This is a genomic window from Paenibacillus cisolokensis (assembly GCF_050481165.1).
Lineage (GTDB): Bacteria > Bacillota > Bacilli > Paenibacillales > Paenibacillaceae > Paenibacillus_AH > Paenibacillus_AH cisolokensis.
Map to the genome: position 1 here is coordinate 68,461 of NZ_JBCNFP010000101.1, position 21,578 is coordinate 90,038.

Sequence of the window (21,578 nt, forward strand, 5' to 3'; positions counted from 1 at the left end):
TCGAAGGAGATGGCAGTTATGAATCATCCGGCCTCGTACAAGAACCGTCGCGTCGTCGTATTGGGGATGGCGAAAAGCGGCTTCAGCGTGGCGAGCCTGTTTTGCCGCTACGGCGCGAATGTCGTCGTGAACGACAAGAAAGACCGGGACCAGTGCCCCGAAGCGGACGAGCTGGAGAGGCTCGGCGCGACCGTCATATGCGGCGGACATCCGGACGACCTGATCACGCCCGACACGGCGCTGCTTGTCAAAAACCCCGGCATTCCATACCGCGTGCCGCCGGTTGCGAAAGCGGCGGAGCTCGGCGTAGAGACGGTGACGGAGATTGAAGTGGCGTACCATCTGTCGCCCGCGCCCATTATCGGCATTACCGGCTCGAATGCGAAGACGACGACGACGACGTGGGTCGGCCAACTGCTGGAAGCGGCCGGGATGAACCCGATCGTCGCCGGCAATATCGGCCGCCCGCTGTGCGACGCCGCTCAGGAAGCGGCGGCCGACAATTGGCTCGTCGCCGAATTGAGCAGCTTTCAGCTCAAGGGGACGGCGTCTTTCCGGCCGCGGGTCGCCGCGCTGTTGAACATTGCGGAGACGCATCTCGACTATCACGGCGATATGGACGACTACATCGCGTCCAAGATCAAGCTGTTCGCCAACCAAACGGAAGGCGATTGGGCGGTGTTGAACTGGGACGATCCGGTTTGCCGGCAGGTCGCCCAATCGGTGCGCTCGCAAGTTTTGCCGTTTTCGATTCGCGAGCGGCTGGAACGCGGCCTGTTTGCGGAGCCGCCGTATCCCGCGGACGGAGCCGCCTTGGAGGCGGAAGGCCATGCGCCCGTCAGGACGATCGTATGGCGCGACGGACGGGGCGGCGAAACGACGCTGCTGCGGGAGGACGAGCTCGGCGTGCCCGGCGCGCACAACACGGCCAATGCGATCGCTGCCGCCGCCATATGCATCGCCGCGGGTGTCAGCCCGGAGCAGCTGTCCGGGCCGATGCGGAGCTTGCGGGCGGTGGAGCACCGGCTGGAATTCGTTCGCGAGCGGAACGGAGTGAAATATTACAACGACTCCAAAGCGACGAATTGGGCGGCGACCGCGATCGCCCTGCGCTCGTTCCGGGGCGGCGTCGTTCTCATCGCCGGCGGGCTTGACCGCGGCTCCGACTATATGGAACTGCTGCCGGTGCTGCGCGAACGGGCGAAGGCGCTCGTCGCGCTGGGCGAGACGCGCGGCAAGCTGGCCCGCGTCGCAGAGCTGGCAGGTTTAGCCGCGATCAAAATCGTCGAACCTGAGAAGGACGCCGAATCGACGCTCCGCAAGGCGGTGCGCGAAGCGGCCCTTCTCGCCGAACCGGGCGATACGGTGCTGCTGTCGCCTTCCTGCGCGAGCTGGGATATGTTCGCATCCTATGAAGAACGGGGGCGCATTTTTAAAGATTCGGCGCATAACTTGTAAGTAGGGGGCTCGTCCCTACTTTCGCAGGCAAGAGGTGTCGATATCTATGGCTAAAGCCCGCTCCGCTCCCGACGTGTTCATGATCGCGTCGATCGCGCTGATACTCGCCATCGGCATAGTTATGGTGTACAGCGCCAGCGCCGTGCTCGCCTTTCACGAATTCGGCGACAAATTTTATTACGTGAAGCGTCAGCTGCTGTTCGCCGCGCTCGGCATCGGCGCGATGATATTCACGATGAACACCGATTACTGGATATGGAAAAAATGGGCCAAGCTCGGCCTGCTCGTTTGTTTCGGGCTGCTCGTCATCGTGATCGTTCCCGGCATCGGCGTCGTGCGCGGCGGCGCGCGCAGCTGGCTCGGGATCGGCTCGTTCGGCATTCAGCCGTCCGAATTCATGAAGCTGGCGATGGTCATCTTTCTCGCCAAGCTTCTCGCCGAACGGCAGCAGCAGGTCACGCAGTTCGCGCGCGGGCTGCTGCCGCCGCTCGGCCTGCTCGGCCTTGCGTTCGGACTGATCATGCTGCAGCCGGACCTCGGCACCGGCGCGGTCATGTGCGGCGCCTCGCTGCTCGTCATCTATGTGGCCGGCGCCCGCCTTTCGCATCTCGCGTCGCTCGCGGCGGTCGGGCTGGCCGGATTGGCCGGGCTTATACTGGCCGCGCCTTACCGGCTGCAGCGGATTACCGCATTTCTGGATCCGTGGCAGGACCCGCTCGGGGCCGGCTACCAGTCGATCCAGTCGCTGTATGCGATCGGGCCGGGGGGTCTTGTCGGGCTCGGCCTCGGCATGAGCAGGCAGAAATACAGCTATTTGCCGGAGCCGCAAACGGATTTCATCTTTTCGATACTGGCCGAGGAGCTGGGCTTCATCGGCGGCGCGGCCGTCATCCTGCTGTTTCTTATTCTGATATGGCGCGGCATGAAGACGGCGGTGGCGGCGCCGGATGCGTTCGGCAGCTTGCTCGCCACCGGCATCGTCGGCATTATCGGCGTGCAAGTGCTGATCAACATCGGCGTCGTGATCGGCCTGATGCCGGTTACCGGCATTACGCTGCCGCTCGTCAGCTACGGCGGATCGTCGCTTACGCTGCTGCTTACAGCGCTCGGCATTCTGCTTAATATATCCCGTTATTCGAGGTGACGTTCATGCGAATCGTATTGACCGGCGGCGGAACGGGAGGACATATCTATCCCGCCATCGCGGTCGGCAAGCAAATGATGCGCGAGCATCCGAACGCCAAGCTTCTCTATATCGGCACGGAACGGGGACTCGAAAGCCGGATCGTGCCGGAGGCGGGCATCCCGTTCGAGTCGATCGACATCACCGGCTTCAAGCGCAAGCTGTCGCTAGACAACGTGCAGACGGTGATCCGATTTCTGAAGGGCGTTCGCCGCTCGAAGGAGCTGCTCCGCCGCTTCAAGGCGGATGCCGTCGTCGGTACCGGCGGGTACGTCTGCGGCCCGGTCGTCTATGCGGCGGCCCGTCTCGGCATTCCGACGCTCATTCACGAGCAGAACGTCATCCCCGGCCTGACGAACAAGTTTCTGGCCCGGTACGCCGACTGCGTAGCCGTCAGTTTTCAGGAATCGCTCGCCCATTTCGGCAAAGCAAAACGGACCGTTCATACCGGCAATCCGTGCGCGACGCATGTTGCGGCGGCGAACCGGAACAAAGGCTACGCCGCTCTCGGCTTGCCGGAAGGAAGCCGGATCGTGCTGGTGGTCGGCGGTAGCCGGGGAGCGAAAGCGATAAACGAAGCGATGGTGGACATGGCGCCGCTGCTCGGGCGGCTGCCAGGCGTCCACTTTGTGTTTGTGACCGGAGAGACTTATTTCGAGCGAACGATGGAGCGCATCCGGCAGGTTACGCCGATCGTCGCCAATTATTTGCACGTGCATTCCTATCTGCACAATATGCCGGAGGTGCTGGCCGCCACAACGCTCGTCGTGGGACGCGCGGGCGCATCCTCGCTGGCGGAGATTACAGCGCTCGGCCTGCCGTCGATTCTCATTCCGTCGCCCAATGTGACGAACAATCACCAGGAGGCGAACGCCCGCAGTCTGGTCGAAGCGGGGGCCGCGGAGATGGTGCTGGAGAAAGATTTGCGCGGAGCGGAACTGCTCGACAGGATCGACGCCATCCTGAGCGACGAGCATCGTCTCCGTTCGATGCGGCGAGCGTCGGAGGGGCTCGGCATGCCCGATGCGGCGGAGCGGATCGCGGCGGAGCTGAACCGCCTGACGCGGCGAGGCTGATCGCGTGAGGAGCGGAAACCTGACGTGCCGGCTGCAGCGGTCTGGGCGTTTGTCACACCCGCATCGCATGCGGCATAAGATACCGTATAAATCGTGACTGCCAACCAGGCGGCCCGGTTTGACGAATCCAGACGCCGCTGGCGGCCGGACGCAAGAAGCGCTCGGATTCCGGCACAGACGAAGCAACAAGGAGGTTCGACCACATGAGGCAAACGATATCGCAACTGGAATCGCTCGGGCAAGTCATGTACGACGAACCGCTCGCGCCATATACGACATGGAAGATCGGTGGGCCCGCCGATGTTCTCTTTATTCCCGGCGGCAAAGATGAGCTGGTGTCGGCCATCCGTCTGCTTAATCGGCATGGCGTCCCGTGGACTCCGCTCGGCCGGGGCTCCAACATGCTCGTCAGCGACAAAGGGATTCGCGGCGTCGTCATCAAAACCGGGGATTCGCTTGATTACATTCGCTTTGAGGATGAACTCGTTCATGCCGGAGCGGCGTATTCCTTCATTAAATTATCCGTAATGGCGGGGAAGGAAGGGCTGACCGGACTGGAATTCGCGGGAGGAATTCCGGGCACGGTCGGCGGAGCCGTCTATATGAACGCGGGCGCCTTGGGATCGGATGTGTCACGTATTTTCCAATCAGCTGAAATTGTACTGGGAACAGGGGAATTGGTTCGATACGAAGCGGAGGATATGAAGTTCTCTTATCGTCATTCGATATTGCAAGAACAGCCGGGCATCGTCGTGGAAGCGACATTCCGGCTGGCGCGGGGGGACAGGAAGACGATCGCCGCGGCGATGGCGGCGCACAAGGCCAGACGGCTTGAGACGCAGCCGCTGCAGATGGCCAGTGCCGGAAGCGTATTCCGCAATCCGCCGAACGACTATGCCGCCCGGCTGATCGAAGCAGCAGGTCTGAAAGGCTTCCGTCACGGAGGCGCTGAAATTTCCGCGCAGCACGCCAATTTCATTGTCAACACCGGGCAAGCGACAGCTGAAGACGTTCTCGCCCTCATGACGCATATCCGGAAAACCGTGAAAGACAAATTCGGCATCGAACTGGTACCGGAAGTATTGGTGATGGGCGAACGGTAATTCGGAGGTGGTGATACATTGGATAAACTGGTGATTGAAGGCGGGAAACCACTCTCAGGAACCATTGCCATCCATGGAGCGAAAAATGCCGCATTGCCGATATTGGCTGCCAGCGTGCTGGCTTGCGGAACCGTCACAATCGACCATGTGCCCAAACTGCTGGATATCGAGGTGATGCTCGATCTGCTCCGGGAGCTGGGCTGCCGGGCTTGGCATGAAGGCGAAACCGTCGTGCTCGATACGGCGCCCGCGCATACATCCCATGTACCGGAAACGCTTATGCGCCAAATGCGCTCGTCGATCTTTCTGATGGGACCGCTGCTGGCGCGATTCGGAGAAGTACAGGTTTATCAGCCCGGAGGCTGCGCCATCGGCGAACGCAAAATCGATTTGCACCTGCAGGGGCTCGAGGCGCTCGGCGCGGAAGTGATCGAGCTGGGCAACCGGATTATTTGCCGCGCTCCCCGTTTGATCGGAAACGATATCCATCTCGCTTTCCCGAGCGTCGGCGCAACGGAAAATATTATGATGGCCGCCGTTCTGGCCGAAGGGCGGACGACGATTACGAATGCCGCGCGCGAGCCGGAAATTCAGGATTTGCAGCGATTTCTCAACAAGATGGGCGCGAAAATTATGGGCGCCGGAACCGATACGATTACGATCGAAGGCGTCAGGAAGCTTGAGCCCTGCCGTTACGAGGTTATTCCCGACCGGATCGTAACCGGCACCGTTATGGTGGCCGCCGCCGCAACCCGCGGGCAGGTGACGCTGCAGAACACCAATCCGGCCCATCTGACGTCGCTCATTCATGTGCTTCGCCGCTGTGGTGTTCAAATCGCCATCGACGGTGATATAATGAAAGTTAGCAGTTCCGCAAGGCCGAAGGCGATCGAGCGCATCGTCACGTCTCCGTATCCGGCCTTTCCGACCGATCTCCAGTCCCAGTTGATGGTGCTGCTGGCGGTCGCGGATGGAACGAGCATCATGAAGGAAACGATTTTTGAAGGCCGCTTCAAGCATGTGGAAGAATTGACCCGGATGGGGGCGGACATACGCGTCGATATGAACGCGGCTTTCATACGGGGCGTTCCGAGACTGTACGGCGCGACCGTAGAAGCGACCGATTTGCGGGCGGGGGCAGCGCTCGTCATCGCCGGTCTTGCGGCTCAGGGCCGCACGATCGTCGAACAGGTGCATCACATCGACCGCGGCTATGACCGGATCGAGCAGATGCTGTCGCGACTGGGCGCCCGTATAACGAGATATTCCGCCGTACCCGACAACCGGGTCGTTCCCGGATAACCGAAAGGCGGTTCACTCCCGGCTCCCGCCTCTTAAAGTGGGAGCGGATGTTTTTACGAAAGAAGGGACAAGCCATGTCTGAACCGATTCCGGTCCTCCGGGAGCCGGAGCGAAAGCGAAGGGGCAATCGGAAAGTACTGGCCGTGCTCCTGCTTCTGTTCGTCGTGCTGCTCGCGGTATTATTTTTCAATTCTTCTATCAGCAAAATTTCGTCTCTGGTCATAGAGGGTGAAATGTATTTGACGGCCGCGGAAATCCGGGAAGCTTCGGGGCTTGCGGTCGGGGACGCTTTCTTCGGCGCCGGAGCGGCGACGATCGAGAAACGCGTCAAAACGTTGAAGCCTGTCAAGGAGGTCGAAGTGACGAAACATTTTCCCGGCGTCGTGCGCATCGCGGTGCAGGAATACAACGCGGTGGCGTTCGAACTGTCCTCGACCGGGGAGTTGACCGCGATCTTGTCGAACGGCGCGAATATTCCGGTCGGCGGCGGCAGCATCGTTGCGGACAAGCCGGTGCTGACGGGCTGGAAACCGAACGATCCGGTCAAGGCCGAGCTATCCAGGCAGTTGGCTCGCATACCGGCCAAGGAGCTTTCGGACATATCGGAAATTACCCCGTATCCGTCGAAGGCGTATCCCGACCGGATCAAAATATATACGCGCACGCGGTTCGAAGTCGTGACGGCGGTGTCGGTGCTGAAGGACAAAATTCCGATGCTCAATGCCGTCGTCGAGACGCAGCAGCCGGGGCGCGTGACGATGCTGCTGGCCGACACCTATGAGCCTTACGAGCAGGAGACCGACGAATTAGAGACTACTCAATAGCAACAAAAAATGGTAGTATTTTATGAGTAAAGCCGCGTTTGGGCCTTTCGTTTCGACGGATTCGGAGAAATTGCCAATTACTTCATGTATGAAAAATTTGTAGAAAAAAGAGGTTTCGTCAATAACGCGTTGAATATGATAGAAATGCATTTATTTTATAACAAAGAGATGCGATTTTCATGCAAAGCGCATGATACATGCAATCGTGAAACGGGAGGTGCCGCGGGTTGAGCAACAGCGACATCATTGTCAGTTTGGACATCGGTACGTCCAAGGTTCGTGCTATTATTGGCGAAATGAAAAACGGAGCCATTAATATTATTGGAGTTGGATCTGCCGACTCGGAAGGAATACGAAAAGGAGCCATCGTGGATATCGACCAGACCGTCACATCGATACGCAAAGCCGTCGATCATGCGGAACGGATGGTCGGCATTGAAATAACGGATGTGTACGTCGGAATCCAGGGCAACCATATCGCCTTGCAAACGAACCATGGTGTAGTGGCGGTTTCCAATGAGGACCGCGAAATCGGCGAAGAAGATATCGAGCGGGTGCTGCAGGCGGCCAAGGTCGTTGCGCTTCCGCCGGAACGCGAAATTATCAATCTCGTCCCGAAGCAGTATTTGGTGGACGGGCTTGAAGGCATATCCGATCCTCGCGGCATGATCGGCGTCCGCCTCGAAGTGGAGGCGACGATCGTCACCGGAGCGAAGACGGCGATACATAATTTGATGCGCTGCGTAGAGAAGGCGGGGCTTCAAATTTCCGGCGTCATTCTGATGTCGCTCGCTTCCGGCGTCATGTCGCTCACGAAGGACGAGAAATCGATGGGAACGGTGCTGGCCGATGTGGGAGCGGGCGCCACGACGGTCGCAATCTTCGATCAGGGCAGTCTGGCGGCGACTTCGACGCTGCCGATCGGCGGGGAATACGTCACGAACGATATCGCCTACGGTCTCAGAACCCAGACGGAGCAGGCGGAGAAGATCAAGCTCAAATACGGCTGCGCGCTCGTCAGCGACGCCGCCGAAGACCAGAAGTTCAAAGTTGTGCGGATGGGCACGAATATCGAGAAGGAATTTTCGCAAGTGGATTTGGCTAACATTATTGAGCCGCGCATGCAGGAAATTTTTCATCTGATTCGGGAAGAAGTCCGGCGACTCGGATACGGGGACAAGGTGAACGGCTATGTATTAACCGGAGGAACGGTCATGCTGCCCGGAACGCTGGGACTGGCCCAGATGGAGCTGGAATCGTCGGTTCGTATCGCGGTGCCCGACTATATCGGCGTGAGAGATCCTTCTTTCAGCAGCGGTGTCGGGATTATCCAGTACGTGTCGAAGCATATGAAGCTGCGCGGCGGCGGAGGCGGTTCCAAGAAGCCGGCTGGCCGCAAGAGCGGTGCGGCAGCTGCGCCGAAGCCCGGCATATTCGAACGGCTCAAAAATATGTTTAGCGAATTCATTTGATCGGGGGAATCATAATGTTGGAATTCGATTTTGATATGGAAACGATGGCCCAAATTAAAGTAATCGGGGTGGGGGGAGGCGGCAGCAACGCGGTGAACCGGATGATCGAGAACGGCGTCAAAGGCGTCGAATTCATTACGGTCAATACGGACGCGCAGGCGCTCAATTTGTCCAAATCCGAGCACAAGCTTCAAATCGGAGACAAGCTGACCCGCGGTCTCGGGGCCGGCGCCAACCCCGAGGTCGGCAAGAAGGCGGCCGAAGAGTCTCGCGATCTGATCAGTAATACGCTGAAAGGCGCCGATATGGTGTTCGTCACCGCCGGCATGGGCGGCGGAACCGGTACGGGGGCGGCTCCCGTAATCGCCGAAATCGCCCGCGAATGCGGCGCGCTGACGGTCGGCGTCGTGACCCGTCCGTTCACGTTCGAAGGGCGGAAGCGTTCCGCTCATGCCGAGATGGGCATCGAAGCGCTGAAGGACAAAGTGGATACGCTCATTACGATCCCGAACGACCGTCTGCTCGAAATCGTCGACAAGAAGACGCCGATGCTCGAAGCGTTCCGCGAAGCGGACAACGTGCTTCGCCAGGCGGTACAGGGCATTTCCGACCTGATTGCCGTACCGGGCCTGATCAACCTCGACTTTGCCGACGTCAAGACGATTATGACCGAACGGGGCTCGGCGCTGATGGGCATCGGCATCGCCTCCGGGGAGAACCGGGCGGCGGAAGCGGCCCGCAAAGCAATTATGAGCCCGCTCCTCGAGACGTCCATCGACGGCGCCCGCGGGGTCATTATGAATATTACGGGCGGCAGCAATCTGTCGCTGTACGAAGTGAACGAAGCGGCGGAAATCGTCATTGAAGCTTCCGATCCGGAGGTCAACATGATTTTCGGCGCGATTATCGACGAAGAGATGAAGGACGAAATCAAGGTGACGGTCATCGCTACCGGCTTCGATTCCAAACCGGATCAAAGCCGTGGCCGCGTCCTCAATCAGCAGCCGGCCGAGCAGCACACGGAACAGCGCCAGTCCGCGACGAATGTGAAGCCGTTCGGCAGCCATTCGAACGACCAGCTGGACATTCCGGCTTTCCTGCGCAATCGTCCGCGCGGCTGATTGTATCTTGCGCTCGTCATTATCGAACGATATCGAAACATAACAGGGAACCCCTTTCCGAAGCCTGTACGGCAGCGGAAAGGGGTTCCCTGTTTTGCTCCGGAGACTCGACAAAAAAAGATTGCTCCTGACGGCATGATTAGACAGACTTTGAAATAGTATTTTACTATACTAGTCTCAATCGCGCTCCAGCGCTTCGGCCTGACAGGCCTGCCGGGCGCCGCTTCAGGAAGGTGAAGCGATGGCAGTATATGTTGACGTCGTGTTCGCGATGAACCTGATGATTGACGGAAGCCTTTTGCTGATGACGGCATGGATACGGGATATCCGGGCCGTCTGGTGGAAGGTGCTGGCCGCTGCGGCGATCGGAGCGTCATATGTTATGCTCATGTTCGTTCCGACGCTATCGTTTTTGTTTACGTTCGCCATCAAATTCGTACTGTCGCTGCTCATGATTTGGACGGCGTTCGGGTTTGCGAGTTTGCAATCGTTCATACGCAACGTTGCCGCATTTTATGCGGTTAATTTTGTCGCGGCGGGGGCGGTGCTCGGGGCGCACTACATGCTGCAGGGCCGTTCGGAAATTTGGCAGGGGCTCGCATTTATCGAAGGAGGCGTCCGCGCCGAACTGAAAACCGGCATCGTGTTCGTGTTATCGGCCGTTTGCATCGGTTTGTATATTTACCGTTCCGTCGTCAGAGGGAGACGCGAACGGGAACTGCTGACGGATCATCTGGCCGAGGTATCGGTATTCATCGGCGAATGCGAGCGCCGCTGCATCGGCCTGATCGATACCGGCAATCAGCTGTACGATCCGTTGACGCGGACGCCGGTGATGGTGATGGAAGCGTCGGTATGGGAAGATGAGCTTCCGGCATCGTGGCTGGGTCATATCCGCCAGTCGCAGGTGGACCGTCTTGTAGCCGGAATAAGCGATGAAAAACCGTTCAAATGGCAAGACCGGCTGCGTCTCGTTCCGTACAGAGGCGTCAACCGCGGCACGCGCTTCATGCTGGCGCTGAAGCCCGACTCGGTCTGCATCGAGCGGGACGGGCGGCGGGAGGAAAGCCGCAAGGTGCTGGTCGCTCTCGATGGCGGAACGTTGTCGGCGGATGGGGCGTACCGGGCGATCATTCATCCGTCTTTGGTGCAGCAGCTTCATAAGGCTAATTAGACCGCGGAATATTACTGGGAGGGATGGACCGCATGTTCGTCAAATGGAAATTGATCCTGCAGTTATATTATTACCGTGTTTTATTTTTATTCGGGTTAAAGAGCGAAGAAATCTATTATATCGGAGGCAGCGAGGCATTGCCGCCGCCGCTCACCCGCGAGGAAGAAGAGTATTTGCTCGAGAAGCTGCCTTCGGGCGATTCCGCGATCCGGGCGATGCTCATTGAGCGGAATTTGCGTCTTGTCGTGTATATCGCCCGCAAGTTTGAAAATACGGGCATTCATATCGAGGATCTCGTTTCCATCGGCGCGATCGGTCTGATCAAGGCGGTCAACACGTTCGATCCGGAGAAAAAAATCAAGCTGGCCACCTATGCGTCGCGGTGCATCGAAAACGAAATTTTGATGTATTTGCGCCGCAACAGCAAGACGCGCACCGAGGTGTCGTTCGACGAGCCGCTGAACATCGACTGGGACGGCAACGAATTGCTTCTGTCGGACGTGCTGGGGACGGAGAACGATACGATCTACCGCAATATCGAGGAACAGGTCGACCGGAAGCTGCTGCATAAAGCGCTCGACAAGCTGACCGAGCGCGAACGGATCATTATGGAGCTGCGTTTCGGCCTCGCCGACGGCGAAGAGAAAACGCAGAAGGATGTCGCCGACCTGCTCGGCATTTCGCAATCGTATATATCGCGGCTTGAGAAACGGATAATCAAGCGTTTGCGCAAAGAATTCAATAAAATGGTCTGAGAGCGGCGCGGCCCTTCTCCATCCGGAGGAGGGTTGCGGTATTTGTCGGACGCTGTCGGATCAGGAATAAAAAAGGGGGCCGAGGAGATAATGTACAGTAATGTTTCTCCTTGGGAGGTAATCGCGTTGACCCGAAACAAAGTCGAGATCTGCGGTGTGGATACCGCGAAGCTGCCCGTCCTGACAAACGCTGAAATGCGCGAGCTGTTCACCGCTTTGCAAACGAGAAACGAGTGGTCGGCAAGGGAGAAATTGGTTAACGGAAATTTGCGCCTTGTATTGAGCGTTATCCAGCGGTTCAACAACCGCGGCGAATTTGTGGATGACTTGTTTCAGGTAGGCTGCATCGGTCTTATGAAAGCCATCGATAACTTCGATCTCAGCCAAAATGTCAAATTTTCCACGTATGCCGTCCCGATGATTATCGGCGAGATTCGCCGCTATCTGCGCGACAACAACCCGATCCGCGTCTCGCGGAGCCTGCGCGATATCGCTTATAAGGCGCTGCAGGTGCGCGATACGTTGACGAACCAAAATTCGCGCGAGCCGACGATTTTCGAAATATCGGAGGCGCTGAACGTGCCGAAGGAAGATGTCGTGTTTGCGCTTGACGCCATTCAGGATCCGGTTTCGCTCTTCGAGCCGATATACCACGATGGCGGCGATCCGATCTACGTGATGGATCAGGTGAGCGACGAGAAGAGCAAGGATGGCACCTGGATCGAGGAAATCGCCTTGCGGGAAGCGATGCACAAGCTGGGCGAGCGGGAAAAGATGATTTTGTCGATGCGATTTTTCGAGGGGAAGACGCAGATGGAAGTGGCCGAGGAAATCGGCATTTCGCAGGCGCAAGTGTCCCGGCTGGAGAAATCGGCGATTCAGCAAATGCAGAAGCATGTCAAAATATAACCTCGCGCGGACTTGATCCGCGGCGTGCGGCAATACCGGGCGGCGCTTGCAGGCGCCGCTTTTCGCGTGCCGGAAAACATGCGGACCGCCTGCCGCTCTTTTTCAAACAAACAGGACATTTTCCCATTCGGGCTCATATATTGGTTACTAAGGGCGGAAAGGGGGAGCGGACTTGAAAATATCGGACTTTCAGGCGAAGGACGTCATTAATATCGTGGACGGCAAAAAGCTCGGGCAAATCAGCGACATCGAGCTGGATTTGCGGCACGGACGGATCGATTCGATCGTCGTTCCGCATTACACGAAGTTTTTCGGAATGTTCGGCGGCGGGACGGACGTCGTCATTCCGTGGCGCAATATTGTGAAGATCGGGACGGACGTCGTGCTTGTCCGCATAGACGACGCCAAAGCTTACCGCCAGGAGAATGAGGAGGCCGCGCAGGAAGTGTAAGGGTCGCTCTCGCGCTTGGCGTTATGGTACACTGATAGCGGAGGTGCGACGAATTGATGGAACCGTTTCGTGAGCGAACGTCGGCGAATGGACCTTCGCTTTTTTTATTATCTTCTTGGGTAAAACAATATAAAGGGCTGACCGCCGGATTTACCGGAAGGAACGGCGGCGTCAGCGGGCCGCCCTGGAACAGCCTGAACGTCGGCCTGCATGTCGGCGACCGGCCCGAAGATGCCGTCCGCAACCGGCGCATCGTCGCGGAAGCGATCGGCTGGCCGTTCGAAGCCTGGACATGCGCCGAGCAAGTGCACGGCGATCGCGTGCATGCGATCGGAGCCGACGAGAAAGGCAGCGGACGCGAATCGACGGAATCGGCGATTCCCGCCACTGACGCCATCATGACGGCGGAGCCCGGCGTGCTGCTCGTCTCCTTCTATGCCGACTGCGTTCCGCTTTATTTCTACGATCCGGAGCGGGGCGTCATCGCGCTGGCGCATGCCGGCTGGAAAGGGACGGCGCTCGAAATCGCGAGCCGGACCGTCGAGGCGATGACGTCCGTATACGGCAGCCGCCCGTCGGCGATCCGCGCGGCGATCGGGCCGTCTATCGGCGGCTGCTGCTACGAAGTGGACGAACCGGTCATCGCGCGGATGGAGCCGCTCGTCCGCTCGCTTGCCGGCATATCCGGCATATCCGGCGACCGTCCGGCAATCATACCGGCGGGAGAAGGCAAGGCGAGGCTCGACTTGAAAGAAATGAACCGACAGATTATGATAAAAGCAGGAATTATGCCGATCCATATCGAAATGTCTCAATGGTGCACAGCTTGCCGTACCGACCTTTTTTTCTCTTTCCGGGCGGAAGGGGGCCGGACGGGACGGATGGCCAGCTGGATCGGCATCGGAATGGAGTGAAACGAATTTTGACGCTGCAGGACAGACTTGACGCGGTGGAACGCCGCCTGCAGGCGGCATGCGCACGCAGCGGCAGGTCCCGGGAAGAGGTCCGGATCATTGCCGTGACCAAATATGTCGGAACCGCAACGGTCCTGGAAGCGCTGCGCTGCGGCATCCGCCACCTGGGCGAAAACCGGTGGCAGCAGGCGGAACCGAAGTGGCGGGCGATCAGCGGACCGGACGCCGCCGCCGATTATGCGGTACAAGCCGTCTGGCATTTTATCGGCTCGCTGCAATCGAACAAAGTGAAAGACGTCATCGACAAATTTACATACATTCATTCGCTGGACCGGATGTCGCTCGCTCAGGCTATCGACAGGCATGCGGCGCGTCTCGGCATCGTCGTGCCGTGCTTCGTCCAGGTGAACGTATCCGGCGAACAGTCCAAGCACGGTCTCGCTCCGGAAGAGACGGAGCATTTCCTCAAGGAGCTTGCCGCGTTCCGCTCCATTCGCCCGATCGGACTGATGACGATGGCGCCGCATGAGGAAGATCCGGAAGCGACGCGGCCCGTATTCCGGCAGCTTCGCCTCCTGCGGGACGAGCTGAATGCCCGTTCGGCAACGGCGGAGCCGTTGACGGAATTGTCCATGGGAATGTCCAACGATTTTGAAATTGCGGTCGAAGAAGGCGCAACGTGGATTCGGCTCGGTACCGTACTGGTAGGAAAAGAGGAGGTATGAAGCGATGAGCGTCATGAACCGTTTTATGAATTTTCTGGGACTGCAGGAAGAAGAGGAAATTATCGAACGCGAAAAAGAAACGGAGCCGGCCGCGTACGAACAAGAAAATGAAACGCATCCGGCCGTGCAACGTAAAAGTATGAAAGGAAGCAATATCGTCAGCATTCATGCGCAGAAGAACGTCCGCGTCATTCTGAGCGAGCCGCGTACCTATGACGAGGCGCAGGAGATTGCCGACCATCTTCGCTCGCACCGGTCGGTGATCGTCAATCTGCAGCGCGTCAGGACCGATCTCGCCGTTCGGGTTGTCGACTTTTTGAGCGGTACGGTCTATGCGCTGAACGGCAGCATTTCGAAGGTGGGACCGAATATATTCCTTTGTACTCCGGATACGGTCGAAATTCAAGGCACCATTAGCGACATGCTGGCGGATGAGAACGACTACAAAAAAATGAGGTGACCTTGAGTTGGAGGCAATCGCAACCTGGATCTGGAATCTCGAAACGATATATACCTTTATGATCATCGGCTACGTTCTTCTTTCCTGGCTCCCTAACGCCCGCGAAAGCTTCATCGGCCAGATTCTCGGGAAGCTGGTCGAGCCTTACCTCGCGCCGTTCAGGCGCTTCATTCCTCCGATCGGCGGCATGCTGGACATCTCTCCGATCGTCGCGGTGTTCGCGCTGCAGTTCGTCGCGTACGGGCTGATCGCCGTCATCGAATTCTTTATTTAACCGGCGAACGATGGTCGTCAGAAGGATACGGATATGGCAAATAAAGAAATTTACGAGCATTTTCATCCCGACGAACGGCCGTTTGTCGACCGGGCGACGGAATGGGTGGAGCGGTCCGCAGAGCGCCATGAGGTGAGGCGGACCGATTTTCTTGATCCGCGGCAGCTTTATATTCTCGAGACGATCGCGAACCGCAATCCGGACGTGCGGCTGCGGACGGACGGCGGCTACCCGGAGGCCGAGCGCAAGCGCGCTTTGATCGCTCCGGACTACCGTTCGCTGGAGGATGAGCCGGCGGGCATCGTCGTGCTCTCCGTAAGCGCCGGCGGAACGGGCGGTACAGCTACAGCCGAGCTCGACCACGGCGATTACCTGGGCGCCCTGCTCGGCCTTGGCGTCAAGCGTGACCGGATCGGCGACATTCATGTCAGGGAAGACGGAAGCCATTGCCTCGTCGCCGAAGAAATCGCCGACTACCTGAACATCCATCTCCGGCAAGTCCATCGCGTCCATGTGACGACCGAAATTTTGCCGCTTGACGCTCTCGTGCCCGTCGTGCCGAAGCTGGAGGAGCTCGCGCTCACGGTCGCTTCCATGCGCCTGGACGGAATCGCCAGCGACGTGTTCCGGGTCAGCCGCTCCAAAATAACGGACCCGATCAAAGTCGGACGGTGTCGGGTCAACTGGAAGACGGAGGAGGAGCCGTCGAAACCGCTCAAGGCGGGCGACGTGGTATCGTTCAAGGGGCTCGGCCGTTTCAAGGTGCTTGATGTCGAAGGCGTGACGAAGAAAGGGAGAATCCGCGTCAGAATCGGCAGATTTGTTTGAACGTTTGCAGGATTTTGCTTATGGATGTCGAATTGTTTGCTTTACTAAATCTTTGTTCGTCATATATTTGTTTAGGAGGTGCGCCAATGCCGCTGACGCCATTGGACATTCATAATAAGGAATTCGGACGGAGACTGCGCGGATATGACGAGGACGAAGTCAACGAGTTTCTCGATCAGGTCATCAAAGATTACGAAGCGCTGATCCGCGAGAATAAGGAACTGCAAAACCAACTGCTCGCGATGCAGGAGAAGCTGGATCATTTTGCGAATATCGAAGAAACGCTCAGCAAAACGATCATCGTGGCGCAGGAAGCGGCGGATGAAGTCAAAAACAACGCGAAGAAGGAAGCGCAGTTGATTATTAAGGAAGCGGAGAAGAACGCCGACCGGATCATTAACGAGGCGCTCGCCAAATCCCGCAAAATCGCCCTCGAGGTAGAGGAGCTGAAGAAGCAGGCGTCCATCTACCGGGCGCGTTTCCGGACGCTGGTCGAAGCCCAGCTGGAATTGCTCGGCGTCGAAAGCTGGGAAGCGCTCGAATCCGGCGCCAGAGACAAGGAAGATGCGGCGCTAAAGGTGGAGCATTCCCACAGCATGTAGCGGAAGCCGCGCGCATCGTTCCGGCAGCTGCCCGTTTGACAACGGGGGCGCGATTGCGCTATAACTATAACTGACAGCAATTTATAATGCCAATGAGATTCGTTGACGAGAAGGAGTACGCTGCGGGAGCGTTCCCCAGAGAGCCGGCGACATGCTGCAAGCCGGTGTTCGAGCCCCGGCGGAAAATCATCTCCGAGAAGCGGTGCCGAACCACGGCCGGCGAAGCGGCGGACGGAAAGCGCGCGAGGCGCATTTTCGGACAGCCGGGCGCTGTCGGCCGGTGCAAGTAAGTGCCGACGGCTTTCCCCCGTTATCGGGAACGCGAATGATGGTTCGCGACAAAGGCGCCGCGGCGCGTCTGTCATCGGTCTGGAACAGGATTGGGCCGATGCGGCGAAAACGCTGCGGAACAAGGGTGGTAACGCGAGACAACCTCGTCCCTTTACAGGGCGGGGTTTTTATTTTTTGCAGGAAAGGGTTGGATAAGGGCATGAACAGGGTAAATGTAAAAGAGAGCGCCCGCAGCCGCGAGCTGCGCGTGCTGGCCAAGTGGAAGGAGCAGAACACGTTCAAACGGTCGATCGAGAACCGCAGCGGCAAGCCGAATTTCGTCTTCTACGAAGGGCCGCCGACCGCCAACGGGGCGCCGCATATCGGCCATGTGCTCGGGCGCGTGATCAAAGATTTCATCGGCCGCTACAAGACGATGTCCGGTTACCGCGTCGTCCGCAAAGCAGGCTGGGATACGCACGGCCTGCCCGTCGAGCTCGGCGTGGAGAAGCAGCTCGGCATTTCCGGCAAGCAGGAAATCGAAAATTACGGCATCGAGGCGTTCATCAAGAAATGCAAGGACAGCGTCTTCGAATACGAGCGGCAATGGCGGGAATTGACTGAAGCGATCGCGTACTGGACCGATATGGACGATCCGTACGTCACGCTGCACAACGACTACATCGAAAGCGTCTGGCATATTCTGTCGACCATTCACGGGAAAGGGCTGTTGTACCGCGGACATCGGGTCAGCCCGTACTGTCCGTGCTGTCAGACGACGCTCAGCTCCCACGAAGTCGCGCAAGGCTATGAAGATGTCAAAGATTTGAGCGCGACGGTCAAGTTTCGGCTGAAGGATACGGGCGAAGCGGTGCTCGCCTGGACGACGACGCCGTGGACGCTGCCGGCGAACGTGGCGCTGGCCGTCCATCCGGAGCTTACGTATGTGAAGGCGCGGCAAGGGGACGAAACGTATATCGTCGCGGAAAATCTGGCCGAGCAGGTGCTCAAGGAGAACTACGAAATCGTCGGCCGCGTCAAAGGAGCGGAGCTTGCGGGCTTGCGCTACGAACCGCCGTTCAACTACGTGCCGGTCGAAGACGGACATGTCGTCATCGCCGCCGATTTCGTCAGCGACTCGAGCGGTACGGGCATCGTTCATATCGCGCCGGCGCATGGTGAAGACGACTACAAGGCGGCGCGGGCGAGCGGCATCGGCATGCTGAACGTCGTCAATTCGGCCGGACGATATGTGGACGCGGTGACCGATTTGGCGGGCCGGTTCGTGAAGGACTGCGACGTCGATATCGTGAAGATGCTGAGCGAGAAAGGGCTGCTGTTCGCGAAAGAGAAATACGAGCACAGCTATCCGTTCTGCTGGCGCTGCAAATCGCCGCTGCTCTATTATGCGACGGAAAGCTGGTTTATCAAGACGACCGCGGTGAAGGAACAACTGATTGCCAACAACAACGGCGTTGACTGGTATCCGGGGCATATCCGTGAAGGCCGCTTCGGCAAATTTCTGGAAGATCTGGTCGATTGGAACATCAGCCGCAACCGGTATTGGGGAACGCCGCTCAACGTATGGGTGTGCGACAGCTGCGGGGGCGAATGCGCGCCGGGCAGCCTGCGCGAACTGCGCGAGCGGGCGATCGGCGAAGTGCCGGCGGATCTGGAACTCCACAAGCCTTACGTCGACGAAGTGAAGCTGTCCTGTCCGCACTGCGAGGGCGGAGTCATGACGCGCACGCCGGAAGTGATCGACGTCTGGTTCGACAGCGGCTCGATGCCGTTCGCCCAGTATCATTACCCGTTCGAGAACAAGGAGCTGTTCGAGGAGCAGTATCCGGCCGACATGATCTGCGAAGGCATCGACCAGACGCGCGGATGGTTTTTCAGCCTGCTCGCCGTATCGACGCTGTACAACGGCAAGGCGCCTTACAAGGCGGTCATTTCCACCGGCCATATTCTCGACGAGAACGGCCAGAAGATGTCCAAGTCGAAAGGCAATGTCATCGATCCGTGGGAAATTATCGAAGCGTACGGCACCGACGCCTTCCGCTGGGCGCTGCTCGCCGACAGCGCGCCTTGGAACAGCAAGCGGTTCTCGAAAGCGATCGTGGCCGAAGCGAAATCGAAGGTCATTGACACGATCGTCAATACGCATGCGTTCTTCGCGCTATACGCCGACATCGACGGGTACGATCCGGCAGCCCATCCGTACGAGCCTTCGGCGAACAAGCTGGACCGCTGGATCGTGTCGCGGCTGAACTCGCTTGTCGCCGCCGTCGTCAAAGGGCTCGACGCCAACGATTTCCTGAACTCCGCCAAGGCGATCGAGCAATTTGTCGACGAGCTGAGCAACTGGTACATCCGCCGTTCCCGCGACCGCTTCTGGGGCAGCGGGCTGACCGAAGACAAACTTGCCGCATACGGCACCTTGCGGCATGTGCTGCTGACGCTTTCCCGTCTGATTGCGCCGTTCGCGCCGCTGCTCGCCGACGACGTGTACGGCAATCTCGGAGGCGGGGAGAGCGTCCATCTGGCCGACTATCCGACGGCGGACGAGTCGGCGATCGACCCGCAGCTGGAACAGGATATGGAAACCGCCCGCCGGATCGTCGAGCTGGCGCGCAACGTGCGCAACGAAACCGGCATCAAGACGCGCCAGCCGCTCGCCGAGCTGATCGTATCGCTGGACCGCGAATTCGATGTCGCGGCCTACGAGGACATTATCCGCGACGAGATCAACGTCAAGTCGATTCGCGTAGAGACGAGCGACAGCGGATTTGTCGATTTCGCGCTGAAGCTCAATCTGAAGGTTGCCGGCAAAAAGTACGGCAAACAGGTCGGTCCGATCCAGGCGCATTTGAAAGAACTGTCGCCGGAAGGCGCGCGCCGGGCCGTTCAGAACGGCGGGCTGACGTTCACGACGGCCGACGGCGAGGAGCTGTTCATTTCGCTCGATGAGCTGCTCGTCGAGAAACGGGCCAAATCCGGTTTTGCGTCGGCTTCGGGATACGGGCTGACGGCGGCGCTCAATACGGACGTTACGCCGGAGCTGGAGCAGGAAGGCTGGGTGCGCGAGGTGATCCGTGCCGTGCAGGATACGCGCAAGAAGCTCGACCTGCCGATTGAGCAGCGCGTTAAGCTGACGCTGGACGTCGACGACGAGCTGCGGTCCGCGCTCGATGCGTTCGAGCGGCTGCTGTACGACAACGTTCTGATCAGCGGTGTAACGTACGGCAAGGACGATGCGATGGAACGCGTCCGGCTTGGAGACAAAGAAATTGGAATTTTGATCCGGGCGTAAGGTTATGCTAGAAACAGCGGGAAACAGACGGGACCTTCGCGCCGTCACCCCGCCGCCCTTGCGGCGGCACCGGGCGGCGCATAGGCTCGTCTGTTTTGCCATATATCTCGAATGATGGAGGGATGTTCATGAACGAAAAGAATCGGGAGCTGGACAAGCTCCGTCAGTCGCTCGATCTGGTTGACCGGCGGCTGCAGAAGATGGCCGCAGATATGGAACGGTCGCATATTGCCGATTATGTCGATTTGCTCAACCGCCCTTTTTCGCTCCTGTGGCGGAATTTGCTGGCCGGCACGGCGCGGGGCGTCGGCATCGCGATCGGCTTTACGTTTTTCGCCGCCACGATTCTGTATGTGCTGCGCATCCTCGGCGCCTTGAACTTGCCCATTATCGGCGACTATATCGCCGATATCGTCCGCATCGTGCAGATCCAGCTGGAAGGCAAAGCTTATTGAACGCTGTTGGACGCGGACGCGGATGGCGGTCCCGGCGAGCGACGTGTCGTGTGGTGGACGGTCAAACCGCATCCCCGTCAGAGCGGAGGTTACGGCTCCTCGGAAACTTCGAGCGCGCGGTCGCCTTCGCGGCGCTCCAAATAATCGCGGTATTCGCGATTGCGGACGACGCTGATATGGCGGCCGGTAATATCGGTGGCCAAGAAGCTTTCGAGCGGCTCTACATAGCCGTCGCTTTCGTCGTTTTCGACGGACATGTCGTCATAGCTCGCGTCATTCGGATTTTCGGCCAGGGCCGGCGAATCGGAATTGCCCCATGACTCGACGATTTGCCAGGCGTCCTCGCCGTCGAAGCCGTTATAGGACGATTCCTCGTCCATGCTGCTGCGCCCGAACGGATTGTCCAGCATATCCTCTTCCGCCGGACGGCGCAAGGACACCTCCTGCCGGGGCGAATGCTTTTTGCAGTACAGCGTGTCCGGCACCGCTTCGAGCCGTTCGTAAGGAATCGCCTCCCCGCATGTCAGACAGCGGCCGTACGTCCCTTCGGATATCGCATGGAGAGCGGCGTCGATGCGGCGCAGCCGGAGATCGTCTTTTTCCAGCAAGGCGACGTCCTTGCCTCTCTCGAACATTTCCGAACCGACATCGGCCGGATGATTGTCGATCGCCGACAGCTCGCCCGTCTCTTCCCGCAGCGAATCGGCGAGGCCGTAATGATCGTTGCCCGCAAGTCTTCGCTCGGCTTCGGCTTTGGCCGCCTCGAGGCGGGAGCGCAGCTCCGCCAGCCGGGCTTCGCTTAAAGTCGTAGTCACGCGACATCACCTTCCTTTATAATCGGTTAAACGCCTTGCCGGTTTAGTTTGAGCGGACGGCCGCTTTTTCAACAATGGTCATCTATGGAAACGC

Annotated in this window: 22 protein-coding genes; 21 read left to right on the forward strand and 1 reads right to left on the reverse strand. The window is 58.7% G+C overall.

Annotated elements, in window-relative coordinates; translation table 11 throughout:
• The first annotated feature begins 18 nt into the window (after window positions 1–18).
• The 21 genes from murD (at window position 19) to ABEV74_RS16990 (ending at window position 20,669) form a co-directional block, all read left to right on the forward strand.
• Window positions 19–1,458 carry a UDP-N-acetylmuramoyl-L-alanine--D-glutamate ligase gene (gene murD / locus ABEV74_RS16890; protein ID WP_430147786.1) on the forward strand — a complete coding sequence of 480 codons (1,440 nt, stop codon included), beginning with the start codon at window positions 19–21 and terminating at the stop codon, window positions 1,456–1,458.
• Between the two features lie 46 nt (window positions 1,459–1,504).
• Window positions 1,505–2,602, forward strand: coding sequence for a stage V sporulation protein E (gene spoVE, locus ABEV74_RS16895; RefSeq protein WP_062492400.1), 1,098 nt, complete (start codon window positions 1,505–1,507; stop codon window positions 2,600–2,602).
• Window positions 2,603–2,607: 5 nt separating this feature from the next.
• Window positions 2,608–3,717, forward strand: coding sequence for an undecaprenyldiphospho-muramoylpentapeptide beta-N-acetylglucosaminyltransferase (murG, locus tag ABEV74_RS16900; RefSeq protein ID WP_062492401.1), 1,110 nt, complete (start codon window positions 2,608–2,610; stop codon window positions 3,715–3,717).
• Between the two features lie 203 nt (window positions 3,718–3,920).
• Window positions 3,921–4,820: a UDP-N-acetylmuramate dehydrogenase gene (murB, locus tag ABEV74_RS16905; protein ID WP_430147789.1), complete on the forward strand. Its 900-nt coding sequence runs from the start codon at window positions 3,921–3,923 to the stop codon at window positions 4,818–4,820.
• An 18-nt stretch (window positions 4,821–4,838) separates the two neighbouring features.
• The gene (murA, locus tag ABEV74_RS16910) at window positions 4,839–6,122 is read left to right on the forward strand and encodes a UDP-N-acetylglucosamine 1-carboxyvinyltransferase (RefSeq protein ID WP_430147792.1); all 1,284 of its coding nucleotides are present in this window, start codon (window positions 4,839–4,841) and stop codon (window positions 6,120–6,122) included.
• A gap of 74 nt (window positions 6,123–6,196) precedes the next feature.
• Complete coding sequence (locus ABEV74_RS16915) at window positions 6,197–6,946, forward strand: cell division protein FtsQ/DivIB (RefSeq protein WP_430147795.1); 750 nt, start codon at window positions 6,197–6,199, stop codon at window positions 6,944–6,946.
• 227 nt (window positions 6,947–7,173) lie between these two features.
• Entirely contained in the window at window positions 7,174–8,418 is a 1,245-nt protein-coding gene (ftsA, locus tag ABEV74_RS16920; RefSeq protein WP_430147798.1) for a cell division protein FtsA, read from the forward strand.
• A 14-nt stretch (window positions 8,419–8,432) separates the two neighbouring features.
• Complete coding sequence (gene ftsZ, locus ABEV74_RS16925) at window positions 8,433–9,539, forward strand: cell division protein FtsZ (RefSeq protein WP_062492406.1); 1,107 nt, start codon at window positions 8,433–8,435, stop codon at window positions 9,537–9,539.
• A 241-nt stretch (window positions 9,540–9,780) separates the two neighbouring features.
• The gene (gene spoIIGA / locus ABEV74_RS16930) at window positions 9,781–10,713 is read left to right on the forward strand and encodes a sigma-E processing peptidase SpoIIGA (RefSeq protein WP_430147801.1); all 933 of its coding nucleotides are present in this window, start codon (window positions 9,781–9,783) and stop codon (window positions 10,711–10,713) included.
• Window positions 10,714–10,745: 32 nt separating this feature from the next.
• Window positions 10,746–11,468, forward strand: a complete 723-nt coding sequence (gene sigE / locus ABEV74_RS16935; protein ID WP_062492408.1) for an RNA polymerase sporulation sigma factor SigE — start codon at window positions 10,746–10,748, stop codon at window positions 11,466–11,468.
• 126 nt (window positions 11,469–11,594) lie between these two features.
• Window positions 11,595–12,377, forward strand: coding sequence for an RNA polymerase sporulation sigma factor SigG (gene sigG, locus ABEV74_RS16940; protein ID WP_062492409.1), 783 nt, complete (start codon window positions 11,595–11,597; stop codon window positions 12,375–12,377).
• A 172-nt stretch (window positions 12,378–12,549) separates the two neighbouring features.
• Window positions 12,550–12,828 (forward strand): YlmC/YmxH family sporulation protein, encoded by a 279-nt coding sequence (locus ABEV74_RS16945; protein WP_430147804.1) that lies wholly within the window; start codon window positions 12,550–12,552, stop codon window positions 12,826–12,828.
• A 56-nt stretch (window positions 12,829–12,884) separates the two neighbouring features.
• A complete protein-coding gene (pgeF, locus tag ABEV74_RS16950) occupies window positions 12,885–13,742 on the forward strand; it encodes a peptidoglycan editing factor PgeF (protein ID WP_430147806.1) in 858 nt (285 codons plus the stop codon).
• Between the two features lie 8 nt (window positions 13,743–13,750).
• Window positions 13,751–14,467, forward strand: a complete 717-nt coding sequence (locus ABEV74_RS16955) for a YggS family pyridoxal phosphate-dependent enzyme (RefSeq protein WP_062496689.1) — start codon at window positions 13,751–13,753, stop codon at window positions 14,465–14,467.
• Between the two features lie 4 nt (window positions 14,468–14,471).
• A complete protein-coding gene (locus ABEV74_RS16960; RefSeq protein ID WP_062492412.1) occupies window positions 14,472–14,927 on the forward strand; it encodes a cell division protein SepF in 456 nt (151 codons plus the stop codon).
• A gap of 7 nt (window positions 14,928–14,934) precedes the next feature.
• Window positions 14,935–15,201 carry a YggT family protein gene (locus ABEV74_RS16965; protein ID WP_256364517.1) on the forward strand — a complete coding sequence of 89 codons (267 nt, stop codon included), beginning with the start codon at window positions 14,935–14,937 and terminating at the stop codon, window positions 15,199–15,201.
• 33 nt (window positions 15,202–15,234) lie between these two features.
• Window positions 15,235–16,029: a YlmH family RNA-binding protein gene (locus ABEV74_RS16970; protein ID WP_062492413.1), complete on the forward strand. Its 795-nt coding sequence runs from the start codon at window positions 15,235–15,237 to the stop codon at window positions 16,027–16,029.
• 86 nt (window positions 16,030–16,115) lie between these two features.
• On the forward strand, window positions 16,116–16,631 hold the full coding sequence (locus tag ABEV74_RS16975; RefSeq protein WP_062492414.1) for a DivIVA domain-containing protein: 516 nt from the start codon (window positions 16,116–16,118) through the stop codon (window positions 16,629–16,631).
• Window positions 16,632–16,723: 92 nt separating this feature from the next.
• Complete coding sequence (locus ABEV74_RS16980; protein WP_062492415.1) at window positions 16,724–16,921, forward strand: hypothetical protein; 198 nt, start codon at window positions 16,724–16,726, stop codon at window positions 16,919–16,921.
• Between the two features lie 200 nt (window positions 16,922–17,121).
• On the forward strand, window positions 17,122–20,214 hold the full coding sequence (gene ileS, locus ABEV74_RS16985) for an isoleucine--tRNA ligase (protein ID WP_430147810.1): 3,093 nt from the start codon (window positions 17,122–17,124) through the stop codon (window positions 20,212–20,214).
• A 122-nt stretch (window positions 20,215–20,336) separates the two neighbouring features.
• A complete protein-coding gene (locus ABEV74_RS16990; RefSeq protein ID WP_430147813.1) occupies window positions 20,337–20,669 on the forward strand; it encodes a DUF5665 domain-containing protein in 333 nt (110 codons plus the stop codon).
• Window positions 20,670–20,758: 89 nt separating this feature from the next.
• Here the strand turns inward: ABEV74_RS16990 and ABEV74_RS16995 are convergent, their stop codons facing one another.
• Complete coding sequence (locus ABEV74_RS16995; protein ID WP_062492418.1) at window positions 20,759–21,484, reverse strand: TraR/DksA C4-type zinc finger protein; 726 nt, start codon at window positions 21,482–21,484, stop codon at window positions 20,759–20,761.
• Between the last annotated feature and the right edge of the window lie 94 nt (window positions 21,485–21,578).